General features: G+C 71.3%; 25 protein-coding genes. 16 read left to right on the top strand and 9 right to left on the bottom strand.

Features of this window, described 5'->3' with window-relative positions; all coding sequences use genetic code 11:
• Positions 1-140 precede the first annotated feature (140 nt).
• A complete protein-coding gene (locus AB0E24_RS21720; protein ID WP_069862246.1) occupies positions 141-1091 on the bottom strand; it encodes an anti-sigma factor RsbA family regulatory protein in 951 nt (316 codons plus the stop codon).
• 154 nt (positions 1092-1245) lie between these two features.
• Here AB0E24_RS21720 and AB0E24_RS21715 point away from each other — a divergent pair, with 154 nt between their 5' ends.
• The 3 genes from AB0E24_RS21715 (at position 1246) to AB0E24_RS21705 (ending at position 3558) form a co-directional block, all read left to right on the top strand.
• A complete protein-coding gene (locus AB0E24_RS21715; RefSeq protein ID WP_069862248.1) occupies positions 1246-2127 on the top strand; it encodes an alpha/beta fold hydrolase in 882 nt (293 codons plus the stop codon).
• Positions 2128-2348: 221 nt separating this feature from the next.
• Positions 2349-2672, top strand: a complete 324-nt coding sequence (locus tag AB0E24_RS21710; RefSeq protein WP_069862250.1) for a hypothetical protein — start codon at positions 2349-2351, stop codon at positions 2670-2672.
• Between the two features lie 52 nt (positions 2673-2724).
• A complete protein-coding gene (locus AB0E24_RS21705; RefSeq protein ID WP_359379102.1) occupies positions 2725-3558 on the top strand; it encodes an SAM-dependent methyltransferase in 834 nt (277 codons plus the stop codon).
• A gap of 107 nt (positions 3559-3665) precedes the next feature.
• On the opposite strand, the gene AB0E24_RS21700 is transcribed toward AB0E24_RS21705, so the two are convergent.
• From AB0E24_RS21700 to AB0E24_RS21690, 3 genes are all read right to left on the bottom strand, one after another.
• On the bottom strand, positions 3666-6437 hold the full coding sequence (locus tag AB0E24_RS21700) for an AfsR/SARP family transcriptional regulator (RefSeq protein ID WP_069862252.1): 2772 nt from the start codon (positions 6435-6437) through the stop codon (positions 3666-3668).
• 191 nt (positions 6438-6628) lie between these two features.
• Entirely contained in the window at positions 6629-7567 is a 939-nt protein-coding gene (locus tag AB0E24_RS21695; protein WP_232636491.1) for a TauD/TfdA dioxygenase family protein, read from the bottom strand.
• 362 nt (positions 7568-7929) lie between these two features.
• Entirely contained in the window at positions 7930-8850 is a 921-nt protein-coding gene (locus AB0E24_RS21690; RefSeq protein ID WP_069862254.1) for a LysR family transcriptional regulator, read from the bottom strand.
• Between the two features lie 88 nt (positions 8851-8938).
• Between AB0E24_RS21690 and AB0E24_RS21685 the strand changes: the two genes are divergently transcribed.
• From AB0E24_RS21685 to AB0E24_RS21660, 6 genes are all read left to right on the top strand, one after another.
• Positions 8939-9328 carry a YybH family protein gene (locus AB0E24_RS21685; protein ID WP_359379096.1) on the top strand — a complete coding sequence of 130 codons (390 nt, stop codon included), beginning with the start codon at positions 8939-8941 and terminating at the stop codon, positions 9326-9328.
• Complete coding sequence (locus AB0E24_RS21680) at positions 9328-10518, top strand: flavin-dependent oxidoreductase (RefSeq protein WP_359379093.1); 1191 nt, start codon at positions 9328-9330, stop codon at positions 10516-10518. Before AB0E24_RS21685 ends, AB0E24_RS21680 begins: the two co-directional genes overlap by 1 nt.
• Before the next feature lie 203 nt (positions 10519-10721).
• Complete coding sequence (locus AB0E24_RS21675) at positions 10722-11864, top strand: inorganic phosphate transporter (RefSeq protein WP_102933472.1); 1143 nt, start codon at positions 10722-10724, stop codon at positions 11862-11864.
• A 36-nt stretch (positions 11865-11900) separates the two neighbouring features.
• The gene (locus AB0E24_RS21670; RefSeq protein WP_102933471.1) at positions 11901-12140 is read left to right on the top strand and encodes a hypothetical protein; all 240 of its coding nucleotides are present in this window, start codon (positions 11901-11903) and stop codon (positions 12138-12140) included.
• A gap of 78 nt (positions 12141-12218) precedes the next feature.
• A complete protein-coding gene (locus tag AB0E24_RS21665; protein ID WP_359379089.1) occupies positions 12219-13064 on the top strand; it encodes a pentapeptide repeat-containing protein in 846 nt (281 codons plus the stop codon).
• Positions 13065-13103: 39 nt separating this feature from the next.
• Positions 13104-14279 carry a damage-control phosphatase ARMT1 family protein gene (locus AB0E24_RS21660; protein ID WP_093707327.1) on the top strand — a complete coding sequence of 392 codons (1176 nt, stop codon included), beginning with the start codon at positions 13104-13106 and terminating at the stop codon, positions 14277-14279.
• Between the two features lie 68 nt (positions 14280-14347).
• Here the strand turns inward: AB0E24_RS21660 and AB0E24_RS21655 are convergent, their stop codons facing one another.
• Together AB0E24_RS21655 and AB0E24_RS21650 are read right to left on the bottom strand one after the other, a co-directional pair.
• A complete protein-coding gene (locus AB0E24_RS21655) occupies positions 14348-14602 on the bottom strand; it encodes a hypothetical protein (protein WP_069862268.1) in 255 nt (84 codons plus the stop codon).
• A gap of 206 nt (positions 14603-14808) precedes the next feature.
• Positions 14809-15066, bottom strand: coding sequence for a hypothetical protein (locus AB0E24_RS21650; RefSeq protein ID WP_069862270.1), 258 nt, complete (start codon positions 15064-15066; stop codon positions 14809-14811).
• Positions 15067-15295: 229 nt separating this feature from the next.
• Between AB0E24_RS21650 and AB0E24_RS21645 the strand changes: the two genes are divergently transcribed.
• The gene (locus AB0E24_RS21645) at positions 15296-15964 is read left to right on the top strand and encodes a pentapeptide repeat-containing protein (RefSeq protein ID WP_069862272.1); all 669 of its coding nucleotides are present in this window, start codon (positions 15296-15298) and stop codon (positions 15962-15964) included.
• A gap of 134 nt (positions 15965-16098) precedes the next feature.
• Here the strand turns inward: AB0E24_RS21645 and AB0E24_RS21640 are convergent, their stop codons facing one another.
• A complete protein-coding gene (locus tag AB0E24_RS21640) occupies positions 16099-16869 on the bottom strand; it encodes an ArsR/SmtB family transcription factor (RefSeq protein WP_069862274.1) in 771 nt (256 codons plus the stop codon).
• Between the two features lie 87 nt (positions 16870-16956).
• Complete coding sequence (locus tag AB0E24_RS21635; protein WP_069862276.1) at positions 16957-17463, bottom strand: mycothiol transferase; 507 nt, start codon at positions 17461-17463, stop codon at positions 16957-16959.
• A gap of 293 nt (positions 17464-17756) precedes the next feature.
• Between AB0E24_RS21635 and AB0E24_RS21630 the strand changes: the two genes are divergently transcribed.
• The 6 genes from AB0E24_RS21630 (at position 17757) to AB0E24_RS21605 (ending at position 24705) form a co-directional block, all read left to right on the top strand.
• The gene (locus AB0E24_RS21630; RefSeq protein ID WP_359379082.1) at positions 17757-18671 is read left to right on the top strand and encodes an ABC transporter ATP-binding protein; all 915 of its coding nucleotides are present in this window, start codon (positions 17757-17759) and stop codon (positions 18669-18671) included.
• 149 nt (positions 18672-18820) lie between these two features.
• Entirely contained in the window at positions 18821-19549 is a 729-nt protein-coding gene (locus AB0E24_RS21625; RefSeq protein WP_359379079.1) for an ABC transporter permease, read from the top strand.
• Positions 19550-19831: 282 nt separating this feature from the next.
• Positions 19832-21505 (top strand): ATP-binding SpoIIE family protein phosphatase, encoded by a 1674-nt coding sequence (locus AB0E24_RS21620; RefSeq protein WP_237287410.1) that lies wholly within the window; start codon positions 19832-19834, stop codon positions 21503-21505.
• A gap of 275 nt (positions 21506-21780) precedes the next feature.
• A complete protein-coding gene (locus AB0E24_RS21615; RefSeq protein WP_359379337.1) occupies positions 21781-22419 on the top strand; it encodes a TetR/AcrR family transcriptional regulator in 639 nt (212 codons plus the stop codon).
• Entirely contained in the window at positions 22416-23651 is a 1236-nt protein-coding gene (locus tag AB0E24_RS21610) for a cytochrome P450 (protein ID WP_359379075.1), read from the top strand. The genes AB0E24_RS21615 and AB0E24_RS21610 overlap by 4 nt, the downstream gene beginning before the upstream one ends.
• Positions 23652-23814: 163 nt before the next feature.
• Positions 23815-24705, top strand: a complete 891-nt coding sequence (locus AB0E24_RS21605) for a helix-turn-helix transcriptional regulator (protein WP_100808382.1) — start codon at positions 23815-23817, stop codon at positions 24703-24705.
• Between the two features lie 163 nt (positions 24706-24868).
• On the opposite strand, the gene AB0E24_RS21600 is transcribed toward AB0E24_RS21605, so the two are convergent.
• Positions 24869-26929: a phosphocholine-specific phospholipase C gene (locus AB0E24_RS21600; protein ID WP_359379071.1), complete on the bottom strand. Its 2061-nt coding sequence runs from the start codon at positions 26927-26929 to the stop codon at positions 24869-24871.
• Between the last annotated feature and the right edge of the window lie 65 nt (positions 26930-26994).

Raw genomic sequence — 26994 nt, 5'->3', positions numbered from 1 at the left:
CTGCCCTCCCAGACGGATCGCGGCCCGTCCACCCGCACTCCGCGGCACGGCTGGCGGCCTCAACGCCAGTGTCGCTCGGCACCGCCCCGGCCGCATCCGGCCGGGGCGGTGCCGAGCGGCCGCCCAGTCGATCGGGGAGGTCAGATCCGGGTGCGCAGCCGGATGAGGGTGCCGTCCGCGTCGGCCTGCATCTGCACGACGTCGCACAGCATACGGACGCCCCACAGCCCGAATCCGGGCTCCGAGTCGGCCGGCGGGGTGAAGCCCCACAGCGCGTCCGGGTACCAGTGGCCGGGGCCGGAGATCTCGCAGACCAGATCGCCGTCGTGGACCCAGGTGCCCAGCCGCGCCGGGGCCCCGCCGTGCCGGATCGCGGTGGTGGACACCTCGCTCACCGCCGCGACCATGTTGCGCAGCGCGTCATGGCCCATGCCGTGCCGGCTCGCCCGCTCGGCGACGAAGCCGCGCACGGCGTCCAGATCGGTCGAGACGATCGACACGGACTCGGCCGCGCGCGGGGCGGACGGCAGCGGGCGCCGGTCGCAGGTGGCGCTGAACGGGCCGGGGTCGGTGTAGGCGTCGCTCTTCTCCGGCCCGTGGCCGTCGATGATCTCGGGGTGGGTCTGGCGCGCGTAGGCGAGGATCTCGGGATGCAGCAGACGCCGGTCGTAGCAGCAGATCGCGCGGGCGCCGGAGTGGGCGAAGGCCGCGTTGACGATCGACTCGTAGCGCGCCCACTCCACCACTTCGAGCGGGGTACGGCCCTGCCACACCGGTTCGGCGATCACCCGGACCCGGCGGGGCTTCTCGGCCTTCACGAAGGAGTCATAGGCGGCGATGGTCTTGACCGGATGCTGGTACCAGTTGAGCGCCTCCTCGAACTGCACCGCCTTGGCGTCCTGCCCGAGGGCGTCCCGCAACGCCTCGATGTTGGAGGCGGCGGCGACGACGGCCACGGCGTCGTCCGCCTCCAGGCCCTCACGGAGGAACGGGACGCAGATGTCGATCACTTCCTCCTCGTCGCGATAGAGGAATCCGCGATGCATCATCGCGTCGCGGTGGTCCGCGACGGGGCTGCTCGGGCTGGTCATCGGGCCTCCCTGGGGCTCGGCCGATGAAAACACCTCAGGTGCGTCATCGAAATTCTGGACGGTATAGCGCAGTCTGCCACTTCCCCGGCCCGGTGCGCAGCCCGTTCCGGCCCTACATGGACGGCACCCTGACGGTGCATTAGCATCCTCGGGCGTGACAGAGCTCAAGAACATCAACGCAAATGGACTTGATTTCGGGTATTTCGAAGCGGGCCCGGCGGACGCGCCATTGGCGCTCTGCTTGCACGGCTTCCCGGACTCCGCGCACTCCTGGCGTCATCTGCTCCCCGCGCTCGCGGACGCGGGCTACCACGCCGTCGCGCCCTTCCTGAGGGGCTACGCGCCCACCGGGATACCCGCCGACGGCGCCTACCAGGCGGGGGCGATCGCCGCGGACGCCAACGCGCTGCACGAGGCGTTCGGCGGCGACGGCGACGCCGTGCTCATCGGCCACGACTGGGGCGCCATCGCCACGTACGGCGCCACCGGCAGCGCCCCCGAGCGCTGGCGGCGCGCGGTCACGATGTCGGTGCCGCCGCTGGGCGGGGTGCTGGCCGACTTCTTCAACTATGACTACGGCCAGTTCAAGCGCTCCTTCTACATCTTCCTGTTCCAGACGCCGCTGGCCGAGGCCGGTGCGGCGGCGCACGACATGGCCCTGATCGACGGCCTGTGGCGGGACTGGTCGCCCGGCTACCAGGACGCCGCCGAGGACATCGCGCACGTCAAGGAGAGCCTGCGGGACCCGGCCAACCTCGCCGCCGCGATCGGCTATTACCGGGCCCTGTTCGACCCGTCCCGCCATGTGGCGGCGTACGCGGCCGAGCAGGAGGCCATCACCAGCACCGGGGAGACCCCCATCCTGTATCTGCACGGCACCGACGACGGCTGCATCGGCGCCGATGTCGTCCAGGGGGCGAGGGACCACCTCCCCGCCGGCTCGCGCATGGAACTGATCGATGGCACCGGGCACTTCCTCCACCTGGAGGCGCCCGAGCGGATCAACCGGGAGGTCCTGACCTGGCTCGCCGGCTGACCGGCCCGCCCTGCTCGCACGCCTTGTCGCCACAGCGCGTGTGACCAGGGCCTTTCCCTTGCGGAACGCGATGCGGCCGCGGCGGGGACCTCGACCCGGGCGGACCCGGTCGAGCCGCCGCGGCCCTCGCTTTACCGCCGGTATACCGCCGCTGATCCACCCTCTTCCATGCTGGACGCATCGCTACAGCCGCCCGGTAGGGACGCGTCTGGAGAGGGCCTGTGAACGTCGACCAGCAGCATCAGCCTCGTATCGAGGACGAACTCCTCTACGCCTGGAGCACCTTCCAGCTCGCCGGCGGGGTGGAGGGTTCCGGCCCGAGCGGTACCTGCCGGGCCGAACGCACCGCTCGCGCCTGTCTCGAAGCGGCACTCCAGGCCGCCGCGGCCCACTCGGGCGGGTATTCCTGGGGGCAGCTCAGCCGGGTCTCCGCCGATGACGACCTGCCCTTCCATCTGTGGGCGCGGGACCCGGTCGCCTGGGCCGAACCGGGGCCCAGTGAGACCGTCACCTGGCGTCCGGGCGCGGCTCCGCATCCGCAGTGATCAGGAACCGTTCGCGGCGAGGCGAGGCAGTGCTAGTGGTAAGGGATTCACGATGAAGAGCAGCGGACCCGGCATCGGGCTCAGGACAAGGGCGTGGCGGCCGGCCGACCACGGCCGTCTCGCCGTCAGCCAGGCGAATCCGGCCAGGGTCTACAACTATCTGGTCGGCGGTAAGGACAATTACCTCGCCGATTATGAGCAGGCCCAGCGATTTCTGGGAGTCGCGCCGGAAGTCCGCGACACCGCGCTCTCCAATCGGAGATTTCTTCACCGCGCCGTCCGTCATCTCGCCTCCGCCGGTATGAGTCAATTCCTCGATATCGGCGCGGGATTGCCGGCGAACCCGAATGTGCATGAAATCGCCCAGGCCGTGAATCCGCGCGCCCGAGTGGTCTACGCCGACAACGACCCCATCGTGGCGAGCCATGGCCAGGCCCGTCTCTCGGTCTCCGGCACCACCATGGTCAAGACCGATATCCGCTCGCCCGACGACCTCCTGGGCCATGAGGAGTTGCGGCGGCTGCTCGACCCCGGGCGGCCGGTCGCGATCCTGCTGGCCCTCGTCCTGGACTACATCGAGGACCTGGAGAACCCCGTCGGCATCGTCCGCCGGCTCATGGACTGGGCCGCGCCGGGCAGCTGTCTGGTCCTCTCCCACGCCACCGGTGACTTCACCCTCGACACCGACCGGGACTGGGAGATCATCAGCTTCGGGGACCCCGTCACCCTGGTCGCCCGCGACCATGCCGAGATCATGGAGTTCTTCACCGGCCTCGAACTGCTCGACCCGGGCCTGGTGCAACTGCCCTCCTGGCGCCCGGGTATCGGTGCCGAGTCCGACCCGAGACGGGTGTGGGCCTACGGCGGGGTGGCCCGCAAGCCGTAACCCCGCCGCCCCACAAGCCGTAACTCTGCCCCCCGGCGAGCCGTGAACCCCGCCCCTCGCGAGCCGTAAACCCCGCCCCCCGCCCGATGGGCCCCGGATCCCGCCTCTCAGTGCGGGCCGGGGCCGATCTGCAAGGTCATACAGGCGGGGAAGAGTCCGCTCCAGGTGTGCCCGCGCCAGCTCTCGTAGGTACCGGGACGCTTCCACACGGGCAGCGCCTGGTCCATATGGGTCCGGCCCTCGGGGAACCTGCCCTGTTCCATGTAGGTGATCCCGATCTCGTAGAGGGCGAAGCCCTCCAGATGGATGTTGCCCGTGCGGCGGGCGTACTCCAGGCTCTCCTTGAAACAGGTCAGGGCGTCCTCGGGACGGCCCAGGCCCCGATGGGCCCGGCCGAGGTTGCCCAGGCCGATCACCTCGGCCGACAGATCCCCGGCCGCACGGGCGAGGGCCAGCTGCCGCTCCTGCGCCGTGATGGCCTCCTCGAACAGGCCCAGTTCACACAGCGCGTCCGCCAGATTGCACGCGGAGCGCAACTCGCCCTCCCGATGGCCCAGTTCACGCCAGATCTCCAGCGCCGACTCCAGGGCCTCCCGCACCTCGTCATAGCTGTGCAGCAGCCAGTACGCGGCGGAGAGGCCGTCCAGCGCCCATGCCTCGCTCTCCCGGTCGCCCAGGCGGCGGGCGGTCTCGATGGCCAGCTCGTTGACGGTCGAGAGGTCCTGGGCGTGGGCCCGGGGGAAGAGGAACCACTGGAGCGCCCGCGCCAGCCGCAGCCCCAGCCGTGCGATCGCCTCGGGCCGGGCGGGCTCGGCCGCCTGGGCCACGGCGGCCAGCAGATTGGGTAGCTCGGCTTTCAGCCAGCGTTCGGCCTCGTCATGGCCGTCCAGCGGGACCGCCGGGCCCTCGACGGGATGCCGGGGCCAGGGGCGGAGCGGGTCGAGCAGGGTGACCGCCCGCTGGGCGGTGGCCGCGTAGCGCGTCAGCGCCCGCTCCAGCGCCGCCGAGCGCTCCGCCTCCGGCTCCTCCTGCTCCGCCAGCTCCGACGCGAACAGCCGCAGCAGATCGTGCATGTGGTAACGGACGGAGTCCCGGCTCTCCAGGAGCTGGGCGTCGACCAGCCGCTCCAGCGCGTTCTCGGTGCGGTCGGCGGGCAGGTCCAGCAGCGCGGCCGCCACCGGCACGCTCATATCGTGCCCGTGCACCACGCTGAGCAGCCGGAAGGCGCGGACCGCGTCCAGGTCGTCGGAGCGCCGGCCGAGCCGGAACGCCTCGTAGCTCACCTGGAAGCTGATCCGGACGGCCAGATCGCCGAAGCGCAGTTCGTCCAGCCGCCCCCGGGCGTCGGTCAGCTTGGTCACCAGGGTGCGCAGCGGCCAGGCGGGGCGGGCGGCCAGCCGGGCGCCCGCGATCCGCAGCGCCAGCGGCAGCCCGCCGCACAGCCGGGTGATCTCCTCGGCCTCCGCCGGCTCGGCCCCCACCCGCTCGGCGCCCACGACCCGCTCCAGCAGCGCCACCGCCTGGTCCTGGGGGAGCACATCCAGATGCAGATGGGTGGCGCCCTCCAGGGTGGTCAGCATCTCCCGGCTGGTGACCAGCGCGGCACAGCCCGGCCCGGCGGGGATCAGCGGCCGCACCTGGTCCACGCTCGCGGCGTTGTCGAGGATCACCAGCAGCCTCCGGCCCGCCGCCAGCGAACGGAACTGCGCGGACGCCTCGTCGGCGTCGGCCGGCACGTTCGAGCCGTCCACACCGAGCGCGCGCAGGAAGCGGCCGAGCACCTCGCCGGGGTCGAGGGCCGACTGCCCGGCGGTCGCCCCGTACAGATCCACATAGAGCTGGCCGTCGGGGAAGCGGTCGGCGAGCTGGTGGGCCACATGGATGGCCAGGGTCGACTTGCCGACCCCGCCGGTGCCGTCGATGGCCGCGAGCACCACCGACCGTCCGCCCTCGTCCGTAGCCGGGTCCCCGGCCGCGTCCATCAGCGCCTGGATCACCGCGACCTCGCCGTGGCGGCCGGTGAACGCGGGGCTGGCGGGCGGCAGTTGGCGGGGCCCGCGAGGGGCCTTGCGGGGAGCGGGGGAGGGCCGGTCCGCCTCCGGGGCGGCCGGGGCCATCAGGGAGGCGTCGGCGTTCAGGATCCGCTCGTGCAGCCCGCGCAGCGGCGGGGTCGGCTCGACCCCGAGCTCCTCGTTCAGCAGCCGGTGCAGATCGCGGTAGACGGCCAGGGCGTCGGCCTGCCGGCCGGACCGGTACAGGGCCAGCATCAGCCGGCCGCGCAGCTCCTCACGGAACGGATGCTCGACGGTCAGCGCCTCCAGCTCGCGCAGGACGGCCGTATGCCGCCCGCACCGCAGATCCGCGTCGATCCGGGCGTCCACGGCCTGGAGCCGGCACTCCTCGAGACGGCTGGCCTCCGCCGCCACCGCCGGGGTCGGGGGCACATCGGCGAAGGGGGTGCCGCGCCACATCGCCAGCGCCTCGCGCAGCCGCTCCGCGGCGGTCTCGGGCGCCTCCCGGTCCAGGCATCGCCGACCCTCCTCGACCAGCTGCTCGAAGCGGTGGGCGTCGAACTCGGCGGCCTCCACCGCCAGCCGGTAGCCCTGTGCCTTGTAGCCCTGCTTCTCGGTGATCAGGGTCTGCCCGGCCTCGTCGCCCATGGTCTGGCGGAGCCGGGAGACATAGGTCTGGAGCAGTTTGGTGGCGCTCTGGGGCGCCCGGCCCTCGCCCCAGAGCTCGTCCAGGAGCCGCTCGGTGGAGACGGTCTGGTTGGCGTGGCACAGCAACACGGCGAGCAGCGTGCGCCACTTGGCCGGCCCGAGGGAAGCCCACCCCTCGCCGTCGCGCAGCTCAAGCGACCCCAGGACCCGGTATCGCACCCGTCGCCCTCCCTCGGCTCGTCAACTGACCATTCCGCAACGGTTATACCTCCGATGTGGCCCCCACCGCGCATCGTTCCATCCGCCTGGCGGGAGTCCGCGCCGGGCGCGGGCTTTCCAGGGCCTTCCATAGGCCTTCGCGGATGACCGAAAATCTTCGCGGCGGGGGCCGCCTCGTCCGTCGGCCGAGGTCAGAAGGGCCGGTCGCCCTCGATGGCGACGCGTTCGGCGACCCTGGGATACGGGGCGTAGTCGTTGACCGCGTAATGCTGGGTGGCGCGGTTGTCCCAGAACGCGATGTCGCCCGGCTGCCAGTGGAACCGCACCTGGTACTCCGGAACATGCGCCTGCCGGCACAGGAAGCTCAGCAGCCGGTCGCTCTCCTCCCGCTCCATCCCGGTGATCCGGGTGGTGAAGGAGGTGTTGACGAACAGCATCCGCCGGCCGGTCTCCGGATGGGTGCGCACGACCGGGTGCTCCACCGGCGGGAACACCTCCTGGAACGGGGCGAGCCGCTCGGGCTCGTAGAAGCGGGCGAAGCCGGGGATGAAGTCGTGGACCGCGGTGGCGCCGTCGATGCGGTCCTTCACCTCCACCGGGAGGTTGTCGTACGCCGCCGCCATGTCCGCCCACATGGTGTCCCCGCCGACCGGCGGCACCTCACGCAGCTGCAACACGGCGCCGAGCGCGGGGCGGGCGCGGAAGGTGACGTCGGTGTGCCAGATGTTCTCGAAGGTCGGTGTGGCGCCGGACCCCTTGTCGAAGCGGACGACATCCTCGCTGGAACCGGCGGCGAGCAGGGGGTTGGTCTCCAACTCGCCCCAGTGGCGGGCGAATCCGCGCTGTTGCTCCGGGGTGAGGTGCTGGCCGCGGAAGAAGATCACCTTCCACTCCAGCAGGGCGCGGTTGAGCTCCTCGCGCAGCGCGGGCTCCAGCGGCCGGGAGAGGTCCAGGCCGCGGATCTCGGCCCCGATGACGCGTCCGAGGGGGGCGACCTCGAACCGCTCGTACGGACGCTCCTCCCATTCCTCGGGCAGCCGCCGCAGCACGCGCGCGCCCTCGTACATTCCGTCCGGCGGGATGGTGGCCTCGCGCAGAGCCGCTGCTGGTGTGGTGTCGACGACGGTCATGGCGTCTCCTCATGCGTGACAACGGACAAGGGGGCAGGTGGTGGTGGGGGGCGCCCTCGTGCCGCGGGGAGCCACGGGAACGACGTCCGGATCGTCCGGGGCGTCGCGATGTCCGGGTCGTCGGGGGCGACCGGCGATCGCGAGCGTCAGAGGAATGACCGGCGTGGCCTCGGGGCGCGGGGGCGGTGGCCGCGGGATGTGCGGAGTCCCGGCTATCGGCCCGAGCGCTCACACCCGGCTCGGTCCGGGGCGCGTAGATGTCCCATCGCGTCGAACCGGTGCCTGGTCATGCCCGCAATTCTGGGATCTTCCCTGGTGAGCTGTCAACGGGTGGTGCCATGCGCGCCTGTGGGGACGACCGCTCACCCGGCGGCGCGGTCAGGGTCCGATGGGGTGGCCGCCCCGGCCGCCATGGCGGTACGGGCGCGCTCGACGAAGGTCCGGCCGGCCGGGCCGCTCGGGCCGTCCGCCCGCCAGGCGAAGGCCAGCCGCCCCCGCAGTGCCGGCCGGTCGATGAGGATCGACCGCAGCCGGTCCGACCGCGCCTCGGCGAACGCGCCGGGCAGGATCGCCGCGCCCAGCCCCCGCTCGGCGAGCTGCGCCAGCACCTCCGGATCGCTGGCCTCGAACGCGATATGCGGAGTGAAACCGGCGGCCGCGCACGCCTCGTCGATCCGGGTGCGCAGCCCCGTGCCGCGCGGCAGGCTGATCAGCGCACGGCCCCGCAGGGTGTCCAGCGAGATGGCCGAGTGCACGGCGAGCTCATGGCCGGGGCCGACCGCGGCCACGATCGGCTGATCCGTGATCACCTCCAGCTCGACACCGGGCGGGGTGGTGGGTCCCACGCTGACGATCGCCGCGTCGAGCCGTCCCGTGCGCAGACCCTCCAGCAGCTCGGCCGACGTGGCCTCGGTGAGGGTGATCTCCACCGCCGGATGGGCGTCGTGGAACTCCGCCAGCAGCCCCGGCAGATCCACGCTGTGCGAGGTGACCGTGCCGACCGCGACATGCCCGCGCAGCAGTCCGGTCAGCTCGTCGACCGCGAGCCGGGCGCCCGCCACCGCCGCGAGCGCGGCCCGTGCGTACGGGAGCACCGCCGCGCCCGCCTCGGTCAGCCGCACCGAGCGGCCGGAGCGGTCCAGCAACTGCTGGCCCAGCTCACGCTCCAGCCGGCGGATCTGCGCGCTGACCCCCGGCTGGGCCACATGCACCTTCTCGGCGGCCCGGGTGAAGTTCCGCTCCTCGGCCACCGCCACGAAGTACTCAAGCTGCCGCAGCTCCATAACGAATGATTCTAGCAATCAGACTTACCATCTCTTGGACTTCTGATCGCGCTCGCCGGAGGGTGGAGGCGGACGAAAGGAGTCGACCATGACCGAGACCCGTACCCGTGCCACCACCCCCGAGGATCTCGCCCGGCTGTTCGTGGAGCGCGCCAACGCCGGTGACGCCGAGGGGCTGGCCGAGCTCTACGAGCCCGACGCGGTGCTCGCCTACCCGCCGGGCGCCACGACCGTCGGCCGGGAGGCGATCCGCGCCGTCTGCGAGCGGATGCTGGCGCATGCCCCGCGCCCCTTCCAGGTGGAGGAGGCGCTGCCGACCGTCCACTACGGCGATCTGGCCCTCACCTCGACCCGGCCCGCCGACCACACCGGCGGCCGGGTGCAGGTGGCCCGCCGCCAGCCGGACGGCACCTGGCTGCGCATCATCGACCGTCCCGAGATCCGTCCCGAGATCCGCCCCGGGGCCGGAGCCGAGTGATGACCGTGCTCATCGCCGGGGCCGGGATCGGCGGGCTGACCGCCGCCCTGAGCCTCCACGCGGCCGGGGTCGAGGTGGCGGTCGTCGAGAGCGCCCGCGAGATCCGGCCACTCGGCGTCGGGATCAATCTGCTGCCGCACGCCGTGCGCGAGCTCATCGAACTCGGCCTCGGCGATGAGCTCGCCGCCATCGGCGTGGCCACCGCCGAGAACGTGTACTGCGACCGGTCCGGCCGACGGATCTTCACCGAACCGCGGGGCGCGGCCCAGGGCTATCGCTGGCCGCAGTACTCGGTCCACCGCGGGGAGCTCCAGCGACTGCTCCTGGCGGCGGTCCGCGAGCGCATCGGCGCGGACGCGGTCCGCACCGGGGCGCGGGTGGTGGGGTTCGACGGCTCCGGGGCGCGGGACCGGGTGCGCGTACGCGTCCTCGACCGCGCGACGGGGGCGGTCGAGGACATGTACGCACGGGCGCTGATCGGCGCCGACGGGCTGCACTCCGCGGTCCGCGCTGCGCTGCACCCGCGGGGCGGTCCGCTGCTGTGGTCGGGCATCCGGATGTGGCGGGGCGCCACACGGGCCGAGCCGTTTCTCACCGGGCGCTCGATGGTGATCGTGCGCGACGGGGACGCCGAGCTGGTCGCGTATCCGATCGGCGGCGGCCGGATCAACTGGGTCTGCCAGGTGCGGATGTCCGAGCCCGGACCGCTCACCGGGGAGGCGGCCTGGAACCGGGCGGGCCGGCTCGCCGATGTGCTGCCGTACTTCGCGGACTGGCGGCTGGGCTGGCTGGATGTGCCCGGTCTGCTGACCGGCAGCGGCGAGATCCTCGAATATCCGATGGTCGACCGCGAGCCGCTGCCGCGGTGGGGGAGCGGGCGGGTGACGCTGCTCGGCGACGCCGCACATCCGATGTATCCGGTGGGGGCCAACGGCGCCTCCCAGGCCGTCGTGGACGCCCGTGTCCTGGCCCGCGAACTCGCTCGGGCGGAGGGTGTGCCGGCCGCGCTGGCCCGCTACGAGACCGAGCGCCGCGAGGCGACGGCGGCCGTCGTACGGGCCAACCGGGCCATGAACCGGGCCGGTGCCCGGACCCCCGAGGAGCTCGCCCGCCTCACCGACACCTACCGGGACACCACGGGAGGCGATGTGCGGACGCTCAACGCCCGCGCCTCCCTGAGCTGCCGGTGAGCGGTCCTGACGGCGGGCCCGAGCGGTATGTGTCGCCGGTCGGGGCCGTGTTCACGGTGCCGACCGGGCCCGGCCGTTGGGCCCGACCGCCAGCGTTGGCGCCCTTCTGACGCCGCGCTTAGCGTGGACATCAGGCAGCGGTCTTCACGAGACGGTCCGACGCGGACGATGTGCCGGACCACTCCTGGTGCGGGAGGTCGGGAATGGACTCCGTCTCCTTCCTTCTGGTGGCCGTCATCCTCACGGCACTGGCCTTCGACTTCACCAACGGCTTCCACGACACCGCCAATTCGATGGCCACGTCCATTGCCACGGGGGCGCTGTCACCCCGGGTCGCCGTCCTCGTCGCCGCGGTGCTCAATCTCGCCGGGGCCTTTCTCTCCACGGAAGTGGCCAAGACGATTTCCAACGGCATCGTCGACGATGCCAAGGTCTCCCCGGTCATGATCTTCGCGGGGCTGATCGGGGCGATTCTCTGGAATCTGATCACCTGGCTCGCCGGGCTGCCGTCGAGCTCCTCGCACGCCCTGTTCGGCGGGCTGATCGGCGCGGTGTGGGTGGGCGCCGGGGAATCCGCAGTGCGTTTCACCGCCATCGTCGAGAAGATCGTGATTCCGGCGGTCGCCTCACCGGTGGTGGCCTGTGCGGTGGCCACCCTGGCCACCTACCTCGCCTATGTGATCACCCACCGGGCGGCCGCCCAGGTGGCGCGGAAGGGCTTCCGCGCGGGCCAGGTGGGATCCGCCTCCCTGGTGGCCCTCGCCCACGGCACCAACGACGCCCAGAAGACGATGGGCGTCATCACGCTCACCCTCATCGCCGGAGGGGTGCTCGGCCACGGCTCCGGACCCCCGTGGTGGGTGGTGCTCATGGCCGGCCTGGCGATCTCGTTCGGCACCTATGTGGGCGGGTGGCGGATCATCCGGACCATGGGAAAGGGGCTGACCGACATCCAGCCCCCGCAGGGCTTCGCCGCCGAGACCAGCGCCACCGCGGTGATCCTGGCCTCGTCACATCTGGGCTTCCCGCTGTCCACCACCCAGGTGTGCACCGGCAGCATCCTGGGTGCCGGGCTCGGCCGCAGGCTGGCCCATGTGCGCTGGGGGATCGCCGGGCGGATCGCCGTGTCCTGGCTGCTGACCCTGCCCGCGGCGGCGGCCGTGGGAGGCGTCGCCGCCTGGGTGGCGGGCCGGGGCAACGCGGGGGTGGCCCTGGTGGCGGGCGTGGCCGTCGCGGCGGCGGTGGGCTTCTACGCGCTCTCGCGTCGCCGCCCGGTGAACCCGGACAACGTCAACGAACCCCGTGTCCGCGAGCCCGCCGAGCGCACCCTGGACACGACCGCCTGACCCGGATGACGACCTTCGTCGAAGGAGCTGATCGCCATGGGCACCACCTGGGGCACGATCGGCGGGGTCTTCGGGGCCAGCCTCGGCGTCACCGTCCTGGTGGTCGTGATGTTCTCCCTCGGCGTGGCCGCCTGGGCCCGCGCCGGTGGCGGCGCACCGCGCCACGGGGCGCCCCGTGGCCGCGGGGACACGGTGGCGGCGGCCGCGGCGGTGGTGTGTTTCGCCGCGTGCCTGGCGATCGCCGCCTATGGAATCGACCTGATCATTTCCGGCTGAGCCCGCTTGCGACAATGGAAGGCCACCGAGCACCGCTGCGCACCGCGGTGCTCTTGTCCACGCGGGAGACCACGCACGGTGTCGACTACGCCCGAAACCCCCTCCTCCGGTCCGGCCACCGCCCCGGACCGCCCCGCCCTGCGGGCCGACTGCGGCAGCTGCTTCGGGCTGTGCTGTGTCGCCCTGCCCTTCGCGGCCTCCACGGACTTCGCGATCGGCAAGGACGCGGGCGAGCCCTGCCGCAACCTCCGGACCGACTTCCGCTGCGGTATCCACTCCCGGCTGCGGGCGGAGGGCTTCCCGGGCTGCACGGTCTACGACTGCTTCGGCGCCGGGCAGAAGGTCTCCCAGCTCACCTTCGAGGGCCGTGACTGGCGTCGGCACCCGGGGGCGGCCGCCGAGATGTTCGCCGTCTTCCCCGTCATGCGCCACCTCCATGAGCTGCTCTGGTACCTCACCGAGGCCCTGACCCTGCCGGCCGCCCAGTCCGTCCACGGCGCACTGCGCGAGGCCCTGCGGGAGACGGAACACCTCACCCTCCGCGGTGCCGCCGAGCTGAGGGAGCTCGATGTGGCGGCCCACCGCGACCGGGTCAATCAGCTCCTGCTGCGGACGAGCGAGCTGGTACGGGCCGGGATCCCGGGAAAGAAGAAGAACCGCAGGGGAGCCGATCTCATCGGCGCCGATCTGCGGGGAGCCGATCTGCGCGGCGCCAACCTCCGCGGGGCCCGCCTCATCGCGGCGAACCTCGCCCGAGCCGATCTGACGGCGGCCGATCTGATCGGGGCCGACCTCCGCGACACCGACCTGAGCGCGGCCGACCTGCGGCGAGCCGTCTTCCTCACCCAGGCCCAGCTGAACGCGGCCAAGGGCGACGCCGCCACCCGGCTGCCGACGGGCCTCACCCGGCCCGAGCACTGGTGACCCCTCCGCGTCACCGCGCGGTGTGCGACCCTGACTGCCATGTCCGACACCGTCGACGCGCCCGTGATCCGCAGCGATGAGCCCGGATCGTTCTCCCGGAGTGTGCTGGCCGAGCGCCATCCCGCACTGATCGAGAAGGTGCGCGACGCCTTCCCCTACGGCCCCGGGCAGCACCGCGCCCTCGACGCGCTGCGCGACAACGCCGCCGAGGGCACCATCGCCCCGCTCCCGCCGACCGCGTACGACCACGACCGGTGGGCGGTGTGGGGCCGGGAGCACTTCGGCCGGTCCTGGTTCGACGTCCCGTTCCTGTGGGCGGAGAGCTACTTCTACCGCCGGCTCCTGGAAGCCGTGGGCTATTTCGCCGACGGCCCCTGGCGGGGCGTCGACCCGTTCCGCCCCTTCAAACAGGCCGAACTGCACACCCCCGAGACCGAGGCCGAACTGGCCACGCTCGACGACATCCTGCGCGAACCCGCCGGGGAACAGGCGGCCGCGCTGGTCCACGGCTCCCTGTGGGGCAACCGCGCGGACCTGGGCTTCCGTATCTCCTCATCGGCCGCGGACACGGCGGGCGGCGACACCCCGCCGCTGGTCGCGGACGACTCGGAGGCGCTGTGGTCACTGCTGCCCGTCGGCTCCCCGGCCACGCTGTGCGTGGTGGCGGACAACGCGGGGCGGGAGCTGCTCCCCGACCTGGTCCTGATCGACCATGTGCTCCACCACGGGCGCGCCGAGCGGGCGGTGCTCCAGGTCAAGCCGTATCCGTACTACGTCTCCGACGCCACCACCGAGGATGTCGTCGACTGTCTGCGCCGTCTGACGCGGTCCGAGGGCGCCGCGGCCGGGGCCGGCGGACGGCTGTGGGCCGCCATGGGCGACGGGCGGCTCACGGTGCGGGCGCATGACTTCTTCCGCGCCCCGCTGCCGTACGAGGAGATGCCCGGCGATCTGCGGAGCGAGTTCGCCGAGGCCACGCTCACCATCATGAAGGGCGATCTGAACTACCGCCGCCTGGTCGGCGACCGGCTGTGGCCCCCGACCACCTCCTTCGCCGACCGCACCGCGTACTTCCCCGGCCCGGTGGCCGCGCTGCGCACCCTGAAGTCGGATGTCGTCGTCGGCCTCGACGAGCGGACCGTGGCCGCGCTGGACGAGCGGGAGGACCACTGGCGTACGAGCGGCGCCCATGCGCTGATCCAGGTACGGCGGTGAAAGGACGCTCCCCCCGGCCGGAGGGCCGAGGGGAGCGTCGGGGTGGGCCGTCGGCCGTGGTCCCGGAGTTACCCGCCGATGACGTTGAGGCAGGTGCTGCCGATGTTGACGTCACCGGTCGGGGCTGCCGCGGACGTGACGGCCGTCGTACCGGTGGCGGTGTCGCACTCGTTGTTCTGGAAGATGAAGCTGGACAGGTTGAAGGTGGTGCTGGGGTTCTCGAAGTTCCTGCCGTGGCCGTCGGCGACCGCCGTGCCGGTGCCGAGGAGCGCCAGGGTGCCGGCGGTGGCGGCCAGCAGGGCGGCCTTCTTCACGATCTGCATCGATTCCTCCGTGTCGGTCGCAGAGCGGGATGTCTGACGATCAGATTTAACGGAGGAGGTTAGGGAGAGTCGGGTAAGCGCACCGCAGAGTGGCCCGTTTGGCGTACCGGGTCATCGGCCCGAAACGGGCGCGCTCCTCTCGCCGCTGTGGGAGCGAGAGGAGCGCGGTGGGTCGGTGACCGTGGTCGACGGCCTTCGTCCCGGAGTTATCCGCCGATGATGTTGGCGCAGTTGCTGCCGATTCTCAGGTCGCCGGTCGGGCCTGCCCCGGACGTGACGGTGGTGGTGCCGGTGAGGGTGTCGCAGTCGTTGTTCTGGAAGATGAAGCTCTTGATGTCGATGTTGGTGGGAATATCGGCGCTTCGGTCGCCGCCGAAGCCGTTGGCGACCGCCGTGCCGGTGCCGAGGAGCGCGAGGGTGCCGGCGGTGGCGGCCAGCAGGGCGGCCTTCTTCACGATCTGCATGGATTCCTCCGTGTCGGGTCGCAGAGCGACTGTCTGACGATCAGATTTAACGGAGAGAGTTCTGGGTCCATGGCTCAGCACACCGAAGCGTGGGCCATCCGGCGCACGCTATCGCTCGTGGGTGTCGGTAGCGACGGATGTCCACGGCGCCTCCGGCCGGCGGCGGTGTCGGTCGCGGGTGGCAGTATCGGGCTCGTACGCCGTCCGCCCCCGCGAAAGTGAGTTCCGCATGGCACCGTCCCCCCGTGACCTCGACGATCTGCCCTTCGCGGACCATCTGCGGCCGTTCGACGGAGCCTTGGCGGAAGGCGGTGACTACGACACCGTTCATCTGGACGGCGAGGCGTTCGACGGTGCCGTATGTGACAACGCGCGGTTCCTCGAGTCCGCGTTCTCCTCGGTGACCTTCACCGGAGGCCGTGGCCGTGGGGCCCGGTTCAATGAGGTGTGGCTGGACGGGGTGCGGTGGGTCGGCACCGATCTGGCGGACACCGACTGGCTGGACGGCGAGCTCAACGGCTGTGTGCTGGCCGGTCTCGAGATGTTCTCCACCCGGCTGCACCGGGTGGTCTTCCACCGGTGCAAGCTGGAATCGGTGAATCTGCGCAATGCCACGCTGCGGGACGTCACCTTCGTGGACTGTCTGCTGCGCGATGTCGACCTCGGTGGCGCAGGGCTGACGGATGTGGCGTTTCCGGGGTCGGCGCTGGAGGGTGTGCGGTTCGGCAAGGCGCGGATGGCGAAGGTCGATCTGCGGGAGGCCACGCGGCTGGAGATCACCGATGGATATGACGCGCTGGGCGGCGCCACCATCGGCAGCGGGCAGTTGATGGAGCTCGCGCCGATGCTCGCCGACGCCTTGGGGATCACGGTGCGGGACGGTGGCGCCGCGCGCTGAGCGCCCACGTCCCACCCACGGATCCCACCCGTCCCACGGATCCCACCGGCCGTACGGGTCCCTCGGCCGCACCGGTCAGCAAAGGTGGGCCTCGGGTCCGCCGGGCCGCGACCGGCGGTGGCCGAGGACATCGGTCACCGGGGGACCAGCCACGGCTGCTGCGGCAGCGGGCTCCCGGTCTCGATCAGCGACTTCAGATTGGACAGCACCGCGGCCCAGCCACCGGCCACCGCGGTCCGCTCGGCCTCGTCCGCCAGGTTCTCATGGGTCACGGTCAGCCGGACGATGTCGCCGTGCGGCTGGATGTCGAAGGTGACCCGGGAGGGCTCGGCGGCGGCATCGGCGTCGGGCGCGGCCCAGGTGGTCACCAGCCGGGTGGGCGGTGAGCTCTCCACGACCGTGCCGACGGCGTCGGCGGTGCCGGAGCCGTCCGTCCGCTGGTGTTCCCACGGTGAGCCGACCTGCCAGTCCGACACATTGCTGTGGCCCCAGTACTCGGCCGTGAGGTCGGCGTCGGTCAGCGCGTGCCAGACCTTCTCCGGTGTGCTCTCGATATAGATGACGTACACGAACGTCGGCTTGTCGGCCATCGCTTCCTCCGCTTTCTCGGCTTGCTGTTTCACCAGGCTCAGCGCGCGCAGCCGCGGGCGCTCGAACTTGTCGATCCAGCGCTCCTGGATCTCATTGAGGGGGACGGGGTTGAGGTAATGGAGTTTTTCGCGGCCCCGCCGCACGGTGCTGACCAGATTGGCGGCCTCGAGGACCGCCAGATGCTGGGTCGCCGACTGGCGGGTCATCTCCAGCCGCCGGCACAGCTCGCCCAGCGTCTGGCCGTTGTGCTCATGCAGCCTGTCCAGCAGGTATCGCCGGGTCTGATCGGCCAGCGCCTTGAAGACCTTGTCCATCTCTGAGCTCACACCGAACGTTATGCAGGCGATTGCCTGCATGTCAATGCGGGCGAGGTGACAGCTCCCGCTCTCGGAAATCCCGCGCTATCGCCTGCGGATCGCGCCGCGGATGAACGCCGCCTGCCCGACGTGCTGCAAATCGTCAGCGATCACACTGACCAGCCGGACACCGAGGGTCACCGGCGGGGTCCACCGCTCGTCCACGATCCGTTCGAGATCGGAGACGCGAAGGCCGCGGACGAAGGCCAGCGTGTTCTCGTGAACGGCGTCGTAGTACCCGGTGAGCGACTCGGCGTCCGCCCGCACCGCCGCCACGTCCTTGCTCCGGTGGCCGTAGCCGGTGGCATCCGGCGGGAACGGCAGGCCGAACCGCTCGGCCCAGCCCTCGGACGTCCACAGCTGTTCGGTGCCCGCGGCGTCGGCGATGTGGTCGTCCTGGATCCGGGTGAGATGCCAGGTGAGCCAGGCGATCGAATTGGCCCCGCTGTCGAGCCGTACGGCGAGCTCGTCCGCCGAGAGCCCCTCCACGGCCGCATGCACCTCCTCGCGCACCCGCTCGAAGGCGTCGGCCAGCAGATCGGCGCTGTTCATTCGCGGCTCCTCGCTCGTGGTGACCTCCCGGCCATGGTTTCACCCCGCGGCCCCGGCCATGGGGTGCCGACTCGCCGGGCCATGAGACCGAGGGGATCGGGACCCGCGGTATGCGAGTTTCCTGTGAGCGCCGGCCTCGAAGGCTGCCTCCTGCCCGATCGGTGCAGGCCACAGGCTTGGTGCTGTCATGCGGCGTTCATGTTCACCCAGAAGCGTTCCACGTCCGCGGACGAGAGTGGAACGGTGCTCGCGCCCCTTCGCGCGCACCGCTGCCCCCGACCCGCGGAGACCCGATGATCGAAGTACGTGGACTGACCAAGCGCTACGGCGGGGTCCTCGCCGTGGACGATCTGACCTTCGCCGTCCGGCCCGGAGAGGTGACCGGCTTCCTGGGGCCCAACGGCGCCGGCAAGTCGACGACCCTCCGCATGATTCTGGGCCTGGACGCCGCCAGTTCCGGCACCGCGACCGTGGGCGGGAAGCCATACCTCGCCCAGCCCGCCCCGCTCAAGGCCGTCGGAGCACTCCTGGACCCCGGCGCGGTGCTGCCCGGCCGCACCGCCTACCACCATCTGCTGGCCCTCGCGGCCGGCAGTGGAATCCCGCGCAACCGTGTGGACGAAGCACTGGCCGAAGTCGGGCTGGAGAAGGTGGCACGGCGTCGGGCGGGAACCTACTCCCTCGGCATGCGCCAGCGCCTGGGGATCGCCGCCGCGCTGCTGGGCGAGCCGCCGGTCCTGGTCTTCGACGAGCCCCTCAACGGCCTCGACCCCGAGGGCATCGTGTGGATCCGCTCGCTCATGCGCGAGATGGCCGCCGACGGACGCACCGTCCTGATGTCCAGCCATCTGATGGGCGAGATGGAACTGACCGCGGACCACCTCATCGTCATCGGCCGCGGCAAGCTGATCGCCGACACCACGATGAAGGACTTCATCGAAGCGCACTCCGAGCGCGAGGTCCTCGTGCGCACCCCGCAGGCCGAGACGCTCCGGCCTCTGCTCCCCGGCGGCGCTGGTGTGCGCGCAGAAGACAACCACACGCTCGTGGTCACCGGCCTGGAAGCGGCCGAGATCGGAGCCCGCGCCGCAGCGGGAGGAGTGGAGCTGCACGAACTGTCTCCGCGTCAGGTCTCCCTGGAGAAGGCGTTCATGGACCTGACCCGCGATGCGGTGGAGTATCAGGCCGAGAGGGAGACCGGCCGATGAGGCATACCGTCACGCACCTCGGCCCGAAGGCGGCGAAGGGAAAGCTGTTTCCTCGTGTACGCGGCCGACGGCCCGCTTCGAACGATACGCGGACCAGCCGGGCAACCTTCTGGCACAGCCTGCGCGCCGAGTGGATCAAGATGCGGACCATGCGGTCGACGCTGTACGTGATCCTGGGCGCGCTGGCCTTCAGCATGGGACTCGCCGCGTTGAACGGTTCGTCAGCGGGCGGCGAGTACGCCCGTCTGTCGCCCGCTGACCAGGCCGCATTCGATCCGCTGGCGACCAGTCTGCGGGGCTACCTGGTGGCGCAGATCGCGTTCGGCCTGCTGGGCGGCCTGGTGATGACCTCCGAGTACGGGGCGCGCACGATCGTGGCCACGCTCACGTCCGTGCCGCACCGGGCGCGGGTCCTGGGGTCCAAAGCCGCGGTGCTGGTGGGGGTGGCACTGCCGGTCGGGGTCCTGGTGTCGCTTGCCGGTTTTCTCATCGGGCAGGCGTCGCTGTCCGGGGCGGGCGCTTTGCACCTGGGGCTGTCCGACGGTGCGGCACTGCGCGGCATCTTCGGCGGGGGCGTGTATCTGGCACTGGCCGGGCTCTTCGGACTGGCTCTGGGAGCGGTGATCCGTTCCACGACGGCCACGGTGACGACGCTGTTCGGTGTGATGCTCATCGTCCAGGCGTTCGCCCCGGCGCTGCCCGGGGCGGTCGGCGACTGGGTGTCGAAGTTCTGGCCGCCCATCGCCGGTGGGCGGATCATCACTGCCTTCCGTGATCCGGAGCTGCTCAGCCCCTGGGTCGGGCTTGCCGTCATGGCCGGGTGTGTGGCCGCGCTGCTGGCGGCGGCGTTCATCGTGTTCCGCGAGCGCGACGCTTAGCGAGGTGGGGACAATCGCCGATCTCCAGGCTCAGTGCCCTATTCGATAGGGCACAAGTCAATAAGGTGCAAGGTGTCATAAAAGTGGTATTTTAGGGGACTGGCGTGGGTGGCCGAGGACGGCCTGGGCACCGGAGCAGCCGGCGCGGCAGCGGTTTCCCTTCTCGGTACCGATGGGCCGATGGGTGCGCTCTCCGTGATCACGGCAGAGTGCGAGCCGGATGAGGTTCAGCGATTGTTTCTGCGTTCTATGGCGAGGCGGGTTGCCTCTCGTCTTGGGGGCATGCCCGGCGCACCGCCCACCCACGTATCCGAGCCCGGCACCGAGCGGGCGGTCCTGATGGGCCGGCTGACCGCGGCGCTCGCCGAGGCACTCACCTCCGAAGAGGTCGTACAGGCCGTCGGGACCCACGTCCTGCCCCCGTTCGGCGCCGACGGTCTCATCGTCTCGGTGATGGAAAGCGGCAGACACCGGGTGGTCGGCTCCGCGGGGTACACGCAGGACTTCGTCCAACTGCTGGACGGGATCCCGATAGCCGACAACCCCGTGGCCGCCGATGCTCTGAGGTCTCAGGGTCTCTGGTTCGTCGAATCGGTCGCGGACCATCGTCGGCGCTATCCCATGCTGGAGGACGTGGCGGCGGCGTCCCAGAAGCAGTCGTGGGCGTTCCTGCCCATGATCGCTTCCGGCCATGCCATCGGCGTGTGTGTCATCTCCTTCACCCAGCCACATTCCTTCAACGACGAGGAGCGCGCGCTGCTGACCGCTCTGTGCGGTCTGGTCGGACAAGCGCTGGAGCGGGCCCGGTTGTACGACGTGGAGCACGCCCGGGCCCAGGGATTGCAGCGCAGCCTGCTTCCCCGGACGCTGCCCTGCCTGCCTGCCGCCAGCGCTGCCGCCCGCTATCTGCCCGCGGGCAGGGGCGAGCAGATCGGTGGCGACTGGTACGACGTGATCCCGCTGTCCGCGGACAGGGTCGCCATGGTGATCGGCGATGTCATGGGGCACGGCATCCCCGAAGCGGCCACCATGGGCCAGCTGCGCACCGCGGTGCGCACCCTCGCCGATCTGGACATGCCCCCCGACGAGCTGCTCAGCCGACTCAACGACCTGGTCAGCGACTTGGGCGAGGACTGGTACGCCACCTGTCTGTACGCCGTCTTCGACCCGATCACCCGGATATGTTCTTTCTCCCTGGCGGGTCATCCCCCGCCGGTCGTCGTCCATCCCGACGGCGCCGTCGACATGCCCCGGCTGACCCCCGACCCGCCGCTGGGGGCCGCCGAGCCACCGTTTGAAATACACCAGTTGCCGCTGCCCGAGGAGAGCCTGCTGGTCCTGTGCACGGACGGTCTCGTCGAATCCCCCGACCAGGATCTCGACCGGGGGCTGGCTCAGCTGCAACAGATCCTCGCCCAGCATGCGGTGCCCGTCTTCACGGCCCGGGACGAGGCCGACAGCACCCGACACCTCGACGACCTGTGCGACACGGTGGTCTCGGCCCTGCTGCCCCAGCACGGCCAGACGATCGACGACGCGGTGCTGCTGATCGCCCACACAGGGGCCGTGAACGCCAGTGATGTCGCCACCTGCATCCTCCCGGATGATCCCCGCGCGGCTGGACAGGCCCGCGAATTCGTCCGCGAGCGACTGGACGTCTGGGGGCTGGACGAACTGGCGATCACCACCGAACTGCTCGCCAGCGAACTGGTCGGCAACGTGATCCGGCACGCCGAGGGCCCCATCCGCCTGCGCCTGCTCAACAGCCGCTGCCTGACCTGCGAAGTCTACGACGGCAGCCTCAGCACCCCGCGCATCCGGCACGCCGCCTACACCGATGAGGGCGGCCGCGGCCTGCAACTCGTCTCCGCCCTCTCCAGACGCTGGGGCGCCCGCTACCTGCGCGACGGCAAATGCATCTGGACCGAGCAGGACATCCCGCACCGCACCACATGAGAGCGGCTCGGGTGCCTCCTGCCGCATGAACATCCCTGCGTGGCTTCAACCCGGACCCGGACCCGGACCCGATCCCGTCCGGGTCCCCGCCGACGACTCCCCGGCGTGCGAGCCCTCGGTCCACGGCGGCCACCCGGTGGCCGCCGGTGGAGCGGTTGCCCTTCTTAATTCATGTGTTTTAAAGTGGCCGCGACAGATCATGAGCACGAACGAGACCGGAGGTCGCGGTGGCCGACGCACGCACCGTCCGCTCCGCCGAGACCCGCGAAGCCATCATGGCCGCGGCGGAACGGCTCTACGCCGAGCACGGCCTGGTCGCGGTGTCGAACCGGCAGATCAGCGAGGCGGCCGGGCAGGGCAATGTCGCCGCGGTCGGCTACCACTTCGGCACCAGGGCGGACCTGGTGCGCGCCATCATGCGCAAGCACTCCGAGACGATCGAGCACATCCGGCAGCGGATACTGGACGGGACCCGCGGCAGCGAGGAGGTCCGGGACTGGGTGGCCTGTCTGGTGCGGCCCGCCCCCGAACACCTGGCCACCCTGGGCGTCCCCTCCTGGTACGCCAGGTTCGCCGTCCAGGTGATGACCGACCCCGTACTGCGGGCGATCGTCACCGACGAGGCCCTCACCCGGGAGCCGCTGCGGGAAACCCTCCATGGCCTGGGCCGCTGCCTGGACGCCCTGCCCGCCGAGGTGCGGGCCGAACGCGGCGCCATGGCCCGTCAGTTGATCACCCACACCTGTGCTGAACGGGAGCGCGCCCTCGCCGAGGGGACCAGTACGCGTCAGCCGTCCTGGGACGACACGGCCGATGCGCTGACCGACGCCATCACCGGCCTGCTCCTCGCCCCCGTCACCCCCCGTTCCCCCGCCGCGGCCCACTCCCGACCGACCATCGGAGGACGACCATGACCACCTCGCCCGTGGCCGACGACGCACCGGCCGAGATCCCCGCCTTTCCCCAGCCGCGCGCCGCGGCCTGCCCCTTCGACCCGTCCCCCGAGCTGCGCGGCCTGGCGAAGTGGGGCCCGCTGACCCGGGTCCGGTCCTGGAGCGACAGCACCCCCTGGGTGGTGACCGGCCACGCCGAGCAGAAGACCCTCCTCTCCGACCCCCGGCTCAGCGCCGACTTCTCCCACCCGGGCTTCCCGAGCCCCGTCCCCCATACGGGCGGCAAGCGGGGGGCCACCGACCTGAGCTTCGTCGGCATGGACGACCCCGAACACGCCCGGCTGCGCCGCATGGTCAGCGGCGCCTTCACCATCAAGCGGGTCGAGGCGATGCGCCCCGTCGTGCGGGAGATGGTGGACGACTTCCTCACCCGTATGCTGGCCGGGCCGAAACCCGCCGACCTGGTCCAGGCGCTCGCGCTGCCGCTCCCATCGCTGGTGATCTCCGAGCTGCTGGGTGTCCCGTACGAGGACCACGCGTTCTTCCAGACCAACAGCAAGGTCCTCGTCTCGGCCGTGGCCACCCCCGAGGAGCGGGCCGCCGCGCACACCAACCTGTATGAGTATCTGGACCAGTTGGTGGGGGAGAAGCTGGCCGGGCCCGGTGACGATCTGCTCTCCGGCCTCGGCCGGCAGATCACGGCAGGCGAGCTGACCCGCCGTGAGGCCGCCGCGATGGGTGTGCTGCTGCTCCTCGGCGGCCACGAGACCACCGCCAACATGATCACCATGGGGACGCTGCTGCTGCTGCAGCACCCCGAGCAGCTCGCCCGTGTGCGCGAGGCCGACGACCCCAAGGTGATCGTCTCCGCGGTGGAGGAACTCCTGCGCTACCTCAGCGTGGTCCACCTCGGACGCCGCCGTACCGCGCTGGAGGACATCGAGATCGCCGGCCGGACCATCCGGGCCGGTGAGGGAGTGATCCTCCTCGGCGAACTGGCCAACCGGGATCCGGCCGTCTTCCCGGACCCGGACCGGCTGGACATCGGCCGGGACGCCCGCCACCACCAGGCGTTCGGCGTGGGCACCCATCACTGCCTCGGTCAGCCGCTGGCCCGGATGGAACTCCAGGTGGTCTACCCCGCCCTCCTCCGTCGCGTCCCCACCCTGCGCCTGGCGACGGATCTGGCGGACATCCCCTTCAAGTACGACGCGGTGATCTACGGGGTCTACGAACTCCCCGTCACCTGGTAGCCGCCCGCCGCCCGTCGCGCCCGGCGCCGCGGCCCTCCGCGGCGGCGGAACGGCCGGGAAGGGGAAGCGGTGATGGTGGGACTCTTTCGGTCACCCGTTCATCGCAACGCACTCCACGCTGGATGCGGACCAGGTGACACCAGCCGTACACTGAAAACACGCTATGGACAGAAACGGACACCGTGAGGTCACCGAGGTTCCGTTCCGGCTCTCCGTGGGAGCACCGCCGGGAGCGGCCGTTCTGGACTTCCCCGGGCTGGCCGCCCGTGCCCGGAGCCATGGCCTCGATGTCCACGCCCCGATGCGGCTCGCCTTCCACCAGCTGATCACCGTGCGCTCCGGGGCGCTGCGCTGCTCGGTGGACTTCACCGAGTACGAGCTGACCGAGGGCGGCTGGATGTGGGTGCGCCCCGGGCAGATCCACCAGTTCCGCTCCGACCTCGGGGCCGCGGAGGGCGCCGCCGTGCTCTTCCCGTCCGGCTATCTCGGCGCCGCCACCGCCGCGGCCGCCCGGCTGGACCGGCCCGCGCCGCGGTCCCCGCTGATGGTTCCCGAAGGTGCCGACGCCGAGGCCGTCCGCGGCGTCCTGGACCTGTTGGAGAACGAGCGCCGGACGGTGTCGGGGCCGCTGGAGGCGCATATCGAGGTGGTGCGCCACCTCGTCGCCGTGCTCGTACTGCGGCTGGCCCATCTGCCCGGCGCCCAGGGCGGGGAGACGGCGGGCGGTGAGGTGTTCCGCCGCTTCCAGCGGGCCGTGGAGCGCGATTACACCCGCACCCACCGGGTCGAGGACTACGCCGCCCGGCTGGGCTACAGCGTCCGCACCCTGACCCGGGCCACCCGCGCCACGGTCGGATGCGGCGCCAAGCGGTTCATCGACGACCGGGTGCTGCTCGAGGCCAAGCGGCTGCTGGTGCACACCGATCTGTCCGCCACCGCCATCGGCGAGCGGCTCGGTTTCCCGGACGCCACCGTCTTCACCAAGTTCTTCCGACGGCGCTCGGGCGAGACCCCGGCCGGCTTCCGTGCCCGCGCCTCGCACGCCCGGCGCTGACGGCCCGGGGCCCGCACGAGGCGGACCGTACGCGGGGCGGAAGGCGCCGGACGCGGCGGCGGGGGAGGCGCCGGACGCGGAGCGGGAAGGGCGAGACGCGCCGCGCGCCCGCCCGGCAGGGAGCCGCCGGACGGGCGCGCGACGAAGGACCGGTGGCGGTGGGTCAGTCCGCCGAGAGCGCGGGGTCGCTCACACCCGCGCGGCCGGTCTCCACATGCCCGGTCAGCCGGCGCAGATAGCCGCTGTCGTGGTCGGAGACCACCGACAGGTCGTACCACTCGTGGCTGCGCCCGGTGCGTGCGGTGTGCACCACCCGCGCCCCCGGCCGGAGCCGGTAGTTCGCCGGCTTCTCCTTGTGGTAGCCGTCCGTGACGGTGAGCCGCACCGTGGTGTCGCCCTGGTTGACCAGGGTCAGCTTGACCTCCCCGGTCGACCGGTCGTGACGGGCGCTCACCTCGGGGCCCTTGCCCGTGGCGTGGCCGGTGAAGTGGCGCAGGAAACCGGCCGGGCCGTGCACCTGGAGGTCATAGGCGCCCTGGTCCGCCGAGGAGCGCTGCCAGTCGCCGGACAGCCGCTTGCCCGCCTCGGCGGTGTAGCCCCACGGGCCGCCCGTGTGGCTCGCGGAGGTCACATGGAAGTGCGCCGCGGTTCCCCGGCCGTGGTTGACGAACTCGACACGCAGACCGCCGTCGGCGTCGGTCGTGGCATCGGCCGACAGGTCGTACGGCAGCGGCCTGGCAGGGCGCAGCCCGGACTCCTGCCGGGGCAGCGAGGGGTGTGCCGGGAGCGCCGGTACGTAGTCCGGGTGCCGGTCGTTGTCCTTGGGCCGGTAGCCGCTGGTGTCCGGCAGGGCGGGGACCTTCACATCGGTCCGCGAGAAGTCGAAGGCCGCGGTCAGGTCGCCGCACACCGCACGCCGCCACGGCGAGATGTTGGGCTCCTCGACGCCGAAGCGCTCTTCCATGAGCCGGATGACCGAGGTGTGGTCCAGCGTCTGCGAGCACACCCAGCCGCCCTTGCTCCACGGCGAGACCACCAGCATGGGCACCCGCTGCCCCAGCCCGTACGGGCCCGCGGGCTGCGAGGCGGAGCCCGCGTACAGCTCCCCGGTGGTGTCCACGGTCGAACCGCCCCGCTGGGCGGCGGGCGCGTACGGCGGCACCACGTGGTCGAAGAAGCCGTCGTTCTCGTCGTAGGTGATCAGCAGCGCGGTCTTGCTCCACACCTCGGGGTCGGAGGTGAGCGCGTCCAGCACCTGTGCGATGTACCAGGCGCCGTAGTTGGCCGGCCAGTTGGGGTGCTCGGTGAAGGCTTCGGGCGCCGCGATCCAGGAGATCTGCGGCAGCTTTCCGGCCTTCACATCGGCCCGCAGGATGTCGAAGAAGCCGTCGCCGCTCTTGGCGTCGGTACCGGTGCGGGCCTTGTCGTACAGCGGGTCGCCGGGCTTGGCGTTGCGGTACTGGTTGAAGTACAGCAGCGAGTTGTCACCGTAGTTGCCGCGGTAGGCGTCCTCGATCCAGCCCCAGCCGCCCTTCGCGTCCAGCCCGTCGCCGATGTCCTGGTAGATCTTCCAGGAGATCCCGGCCTTCTCCAGGCGCTCGGGGTAGGTGGTCCAGCCGTAGCCGGCCTCGGCGTTGTCCAGCACCGGGCCGCCGCCCTTGCCGTCGTTACCGGTGTAACCGGACCACAGGTAGTAGCGGTTGGGGTCCGTGGAGCCGATGAACGAGCAGTGGTAGGCGTCGCAGATGGTGAAGGCGTCCGCCAGCGCGTAGTGGAACGGAATGTCCTCGCGGGTCAGATAGGCCATGGTGGTGGCCGACTTCGAGGGGATCCACTTGTCGTACGCGCCGCCGTTGAACGCCACATGGCCGTCGCCCCATCCGTGCGGCAGGTCCTGGAGGAACTGCAACCCGAGGTCGTTCACCTCGGGCCGGAACGGCAGGACCTCCTTGGAGCCGTCGGACTGGTGCCACACCGGCTTCCCGTTGGGCAGCCGCACCGGCCGCGGATCGCCGAATCCCCGCACTCCGCGCAGGGTGCCGAAGTAGTGGTCGAACGACCGGTTCTCCTGCATCAGCACCACGATGTGCTCGATGTCCCGCAGACTTCCGGTCCGGCGGTTCGCGGGAATCTCGGCGGCGCGGGCGATGCTGGTGGAGAGCAGGGACATGGCCGTGCCGGTGCCTGCCAGTTGCATGAATCTTCGACGGTCTATGGAGGTCATGAAGCTCCGGTCTCCTGTGGCATGCGAAGGGGATGCGGGGGGATCCGGTGCAGTCTCTTCCGCCG

The sequence above is a fragment of the Streptomyces malaysiensis subsp. malaysiensis genome (assembly GCF_040653035.1).
GTDB lineage: Bacteria > Actinomycetota > Actinomycetes > Streptomycetales > Streptomycetaceae > Streptomyces > Streptomyces malaysiensis.
Note: the sequence above shows the minus strand (reverse complement) of the source record. Positions and strands in the feature narration are given on the sequence as shown.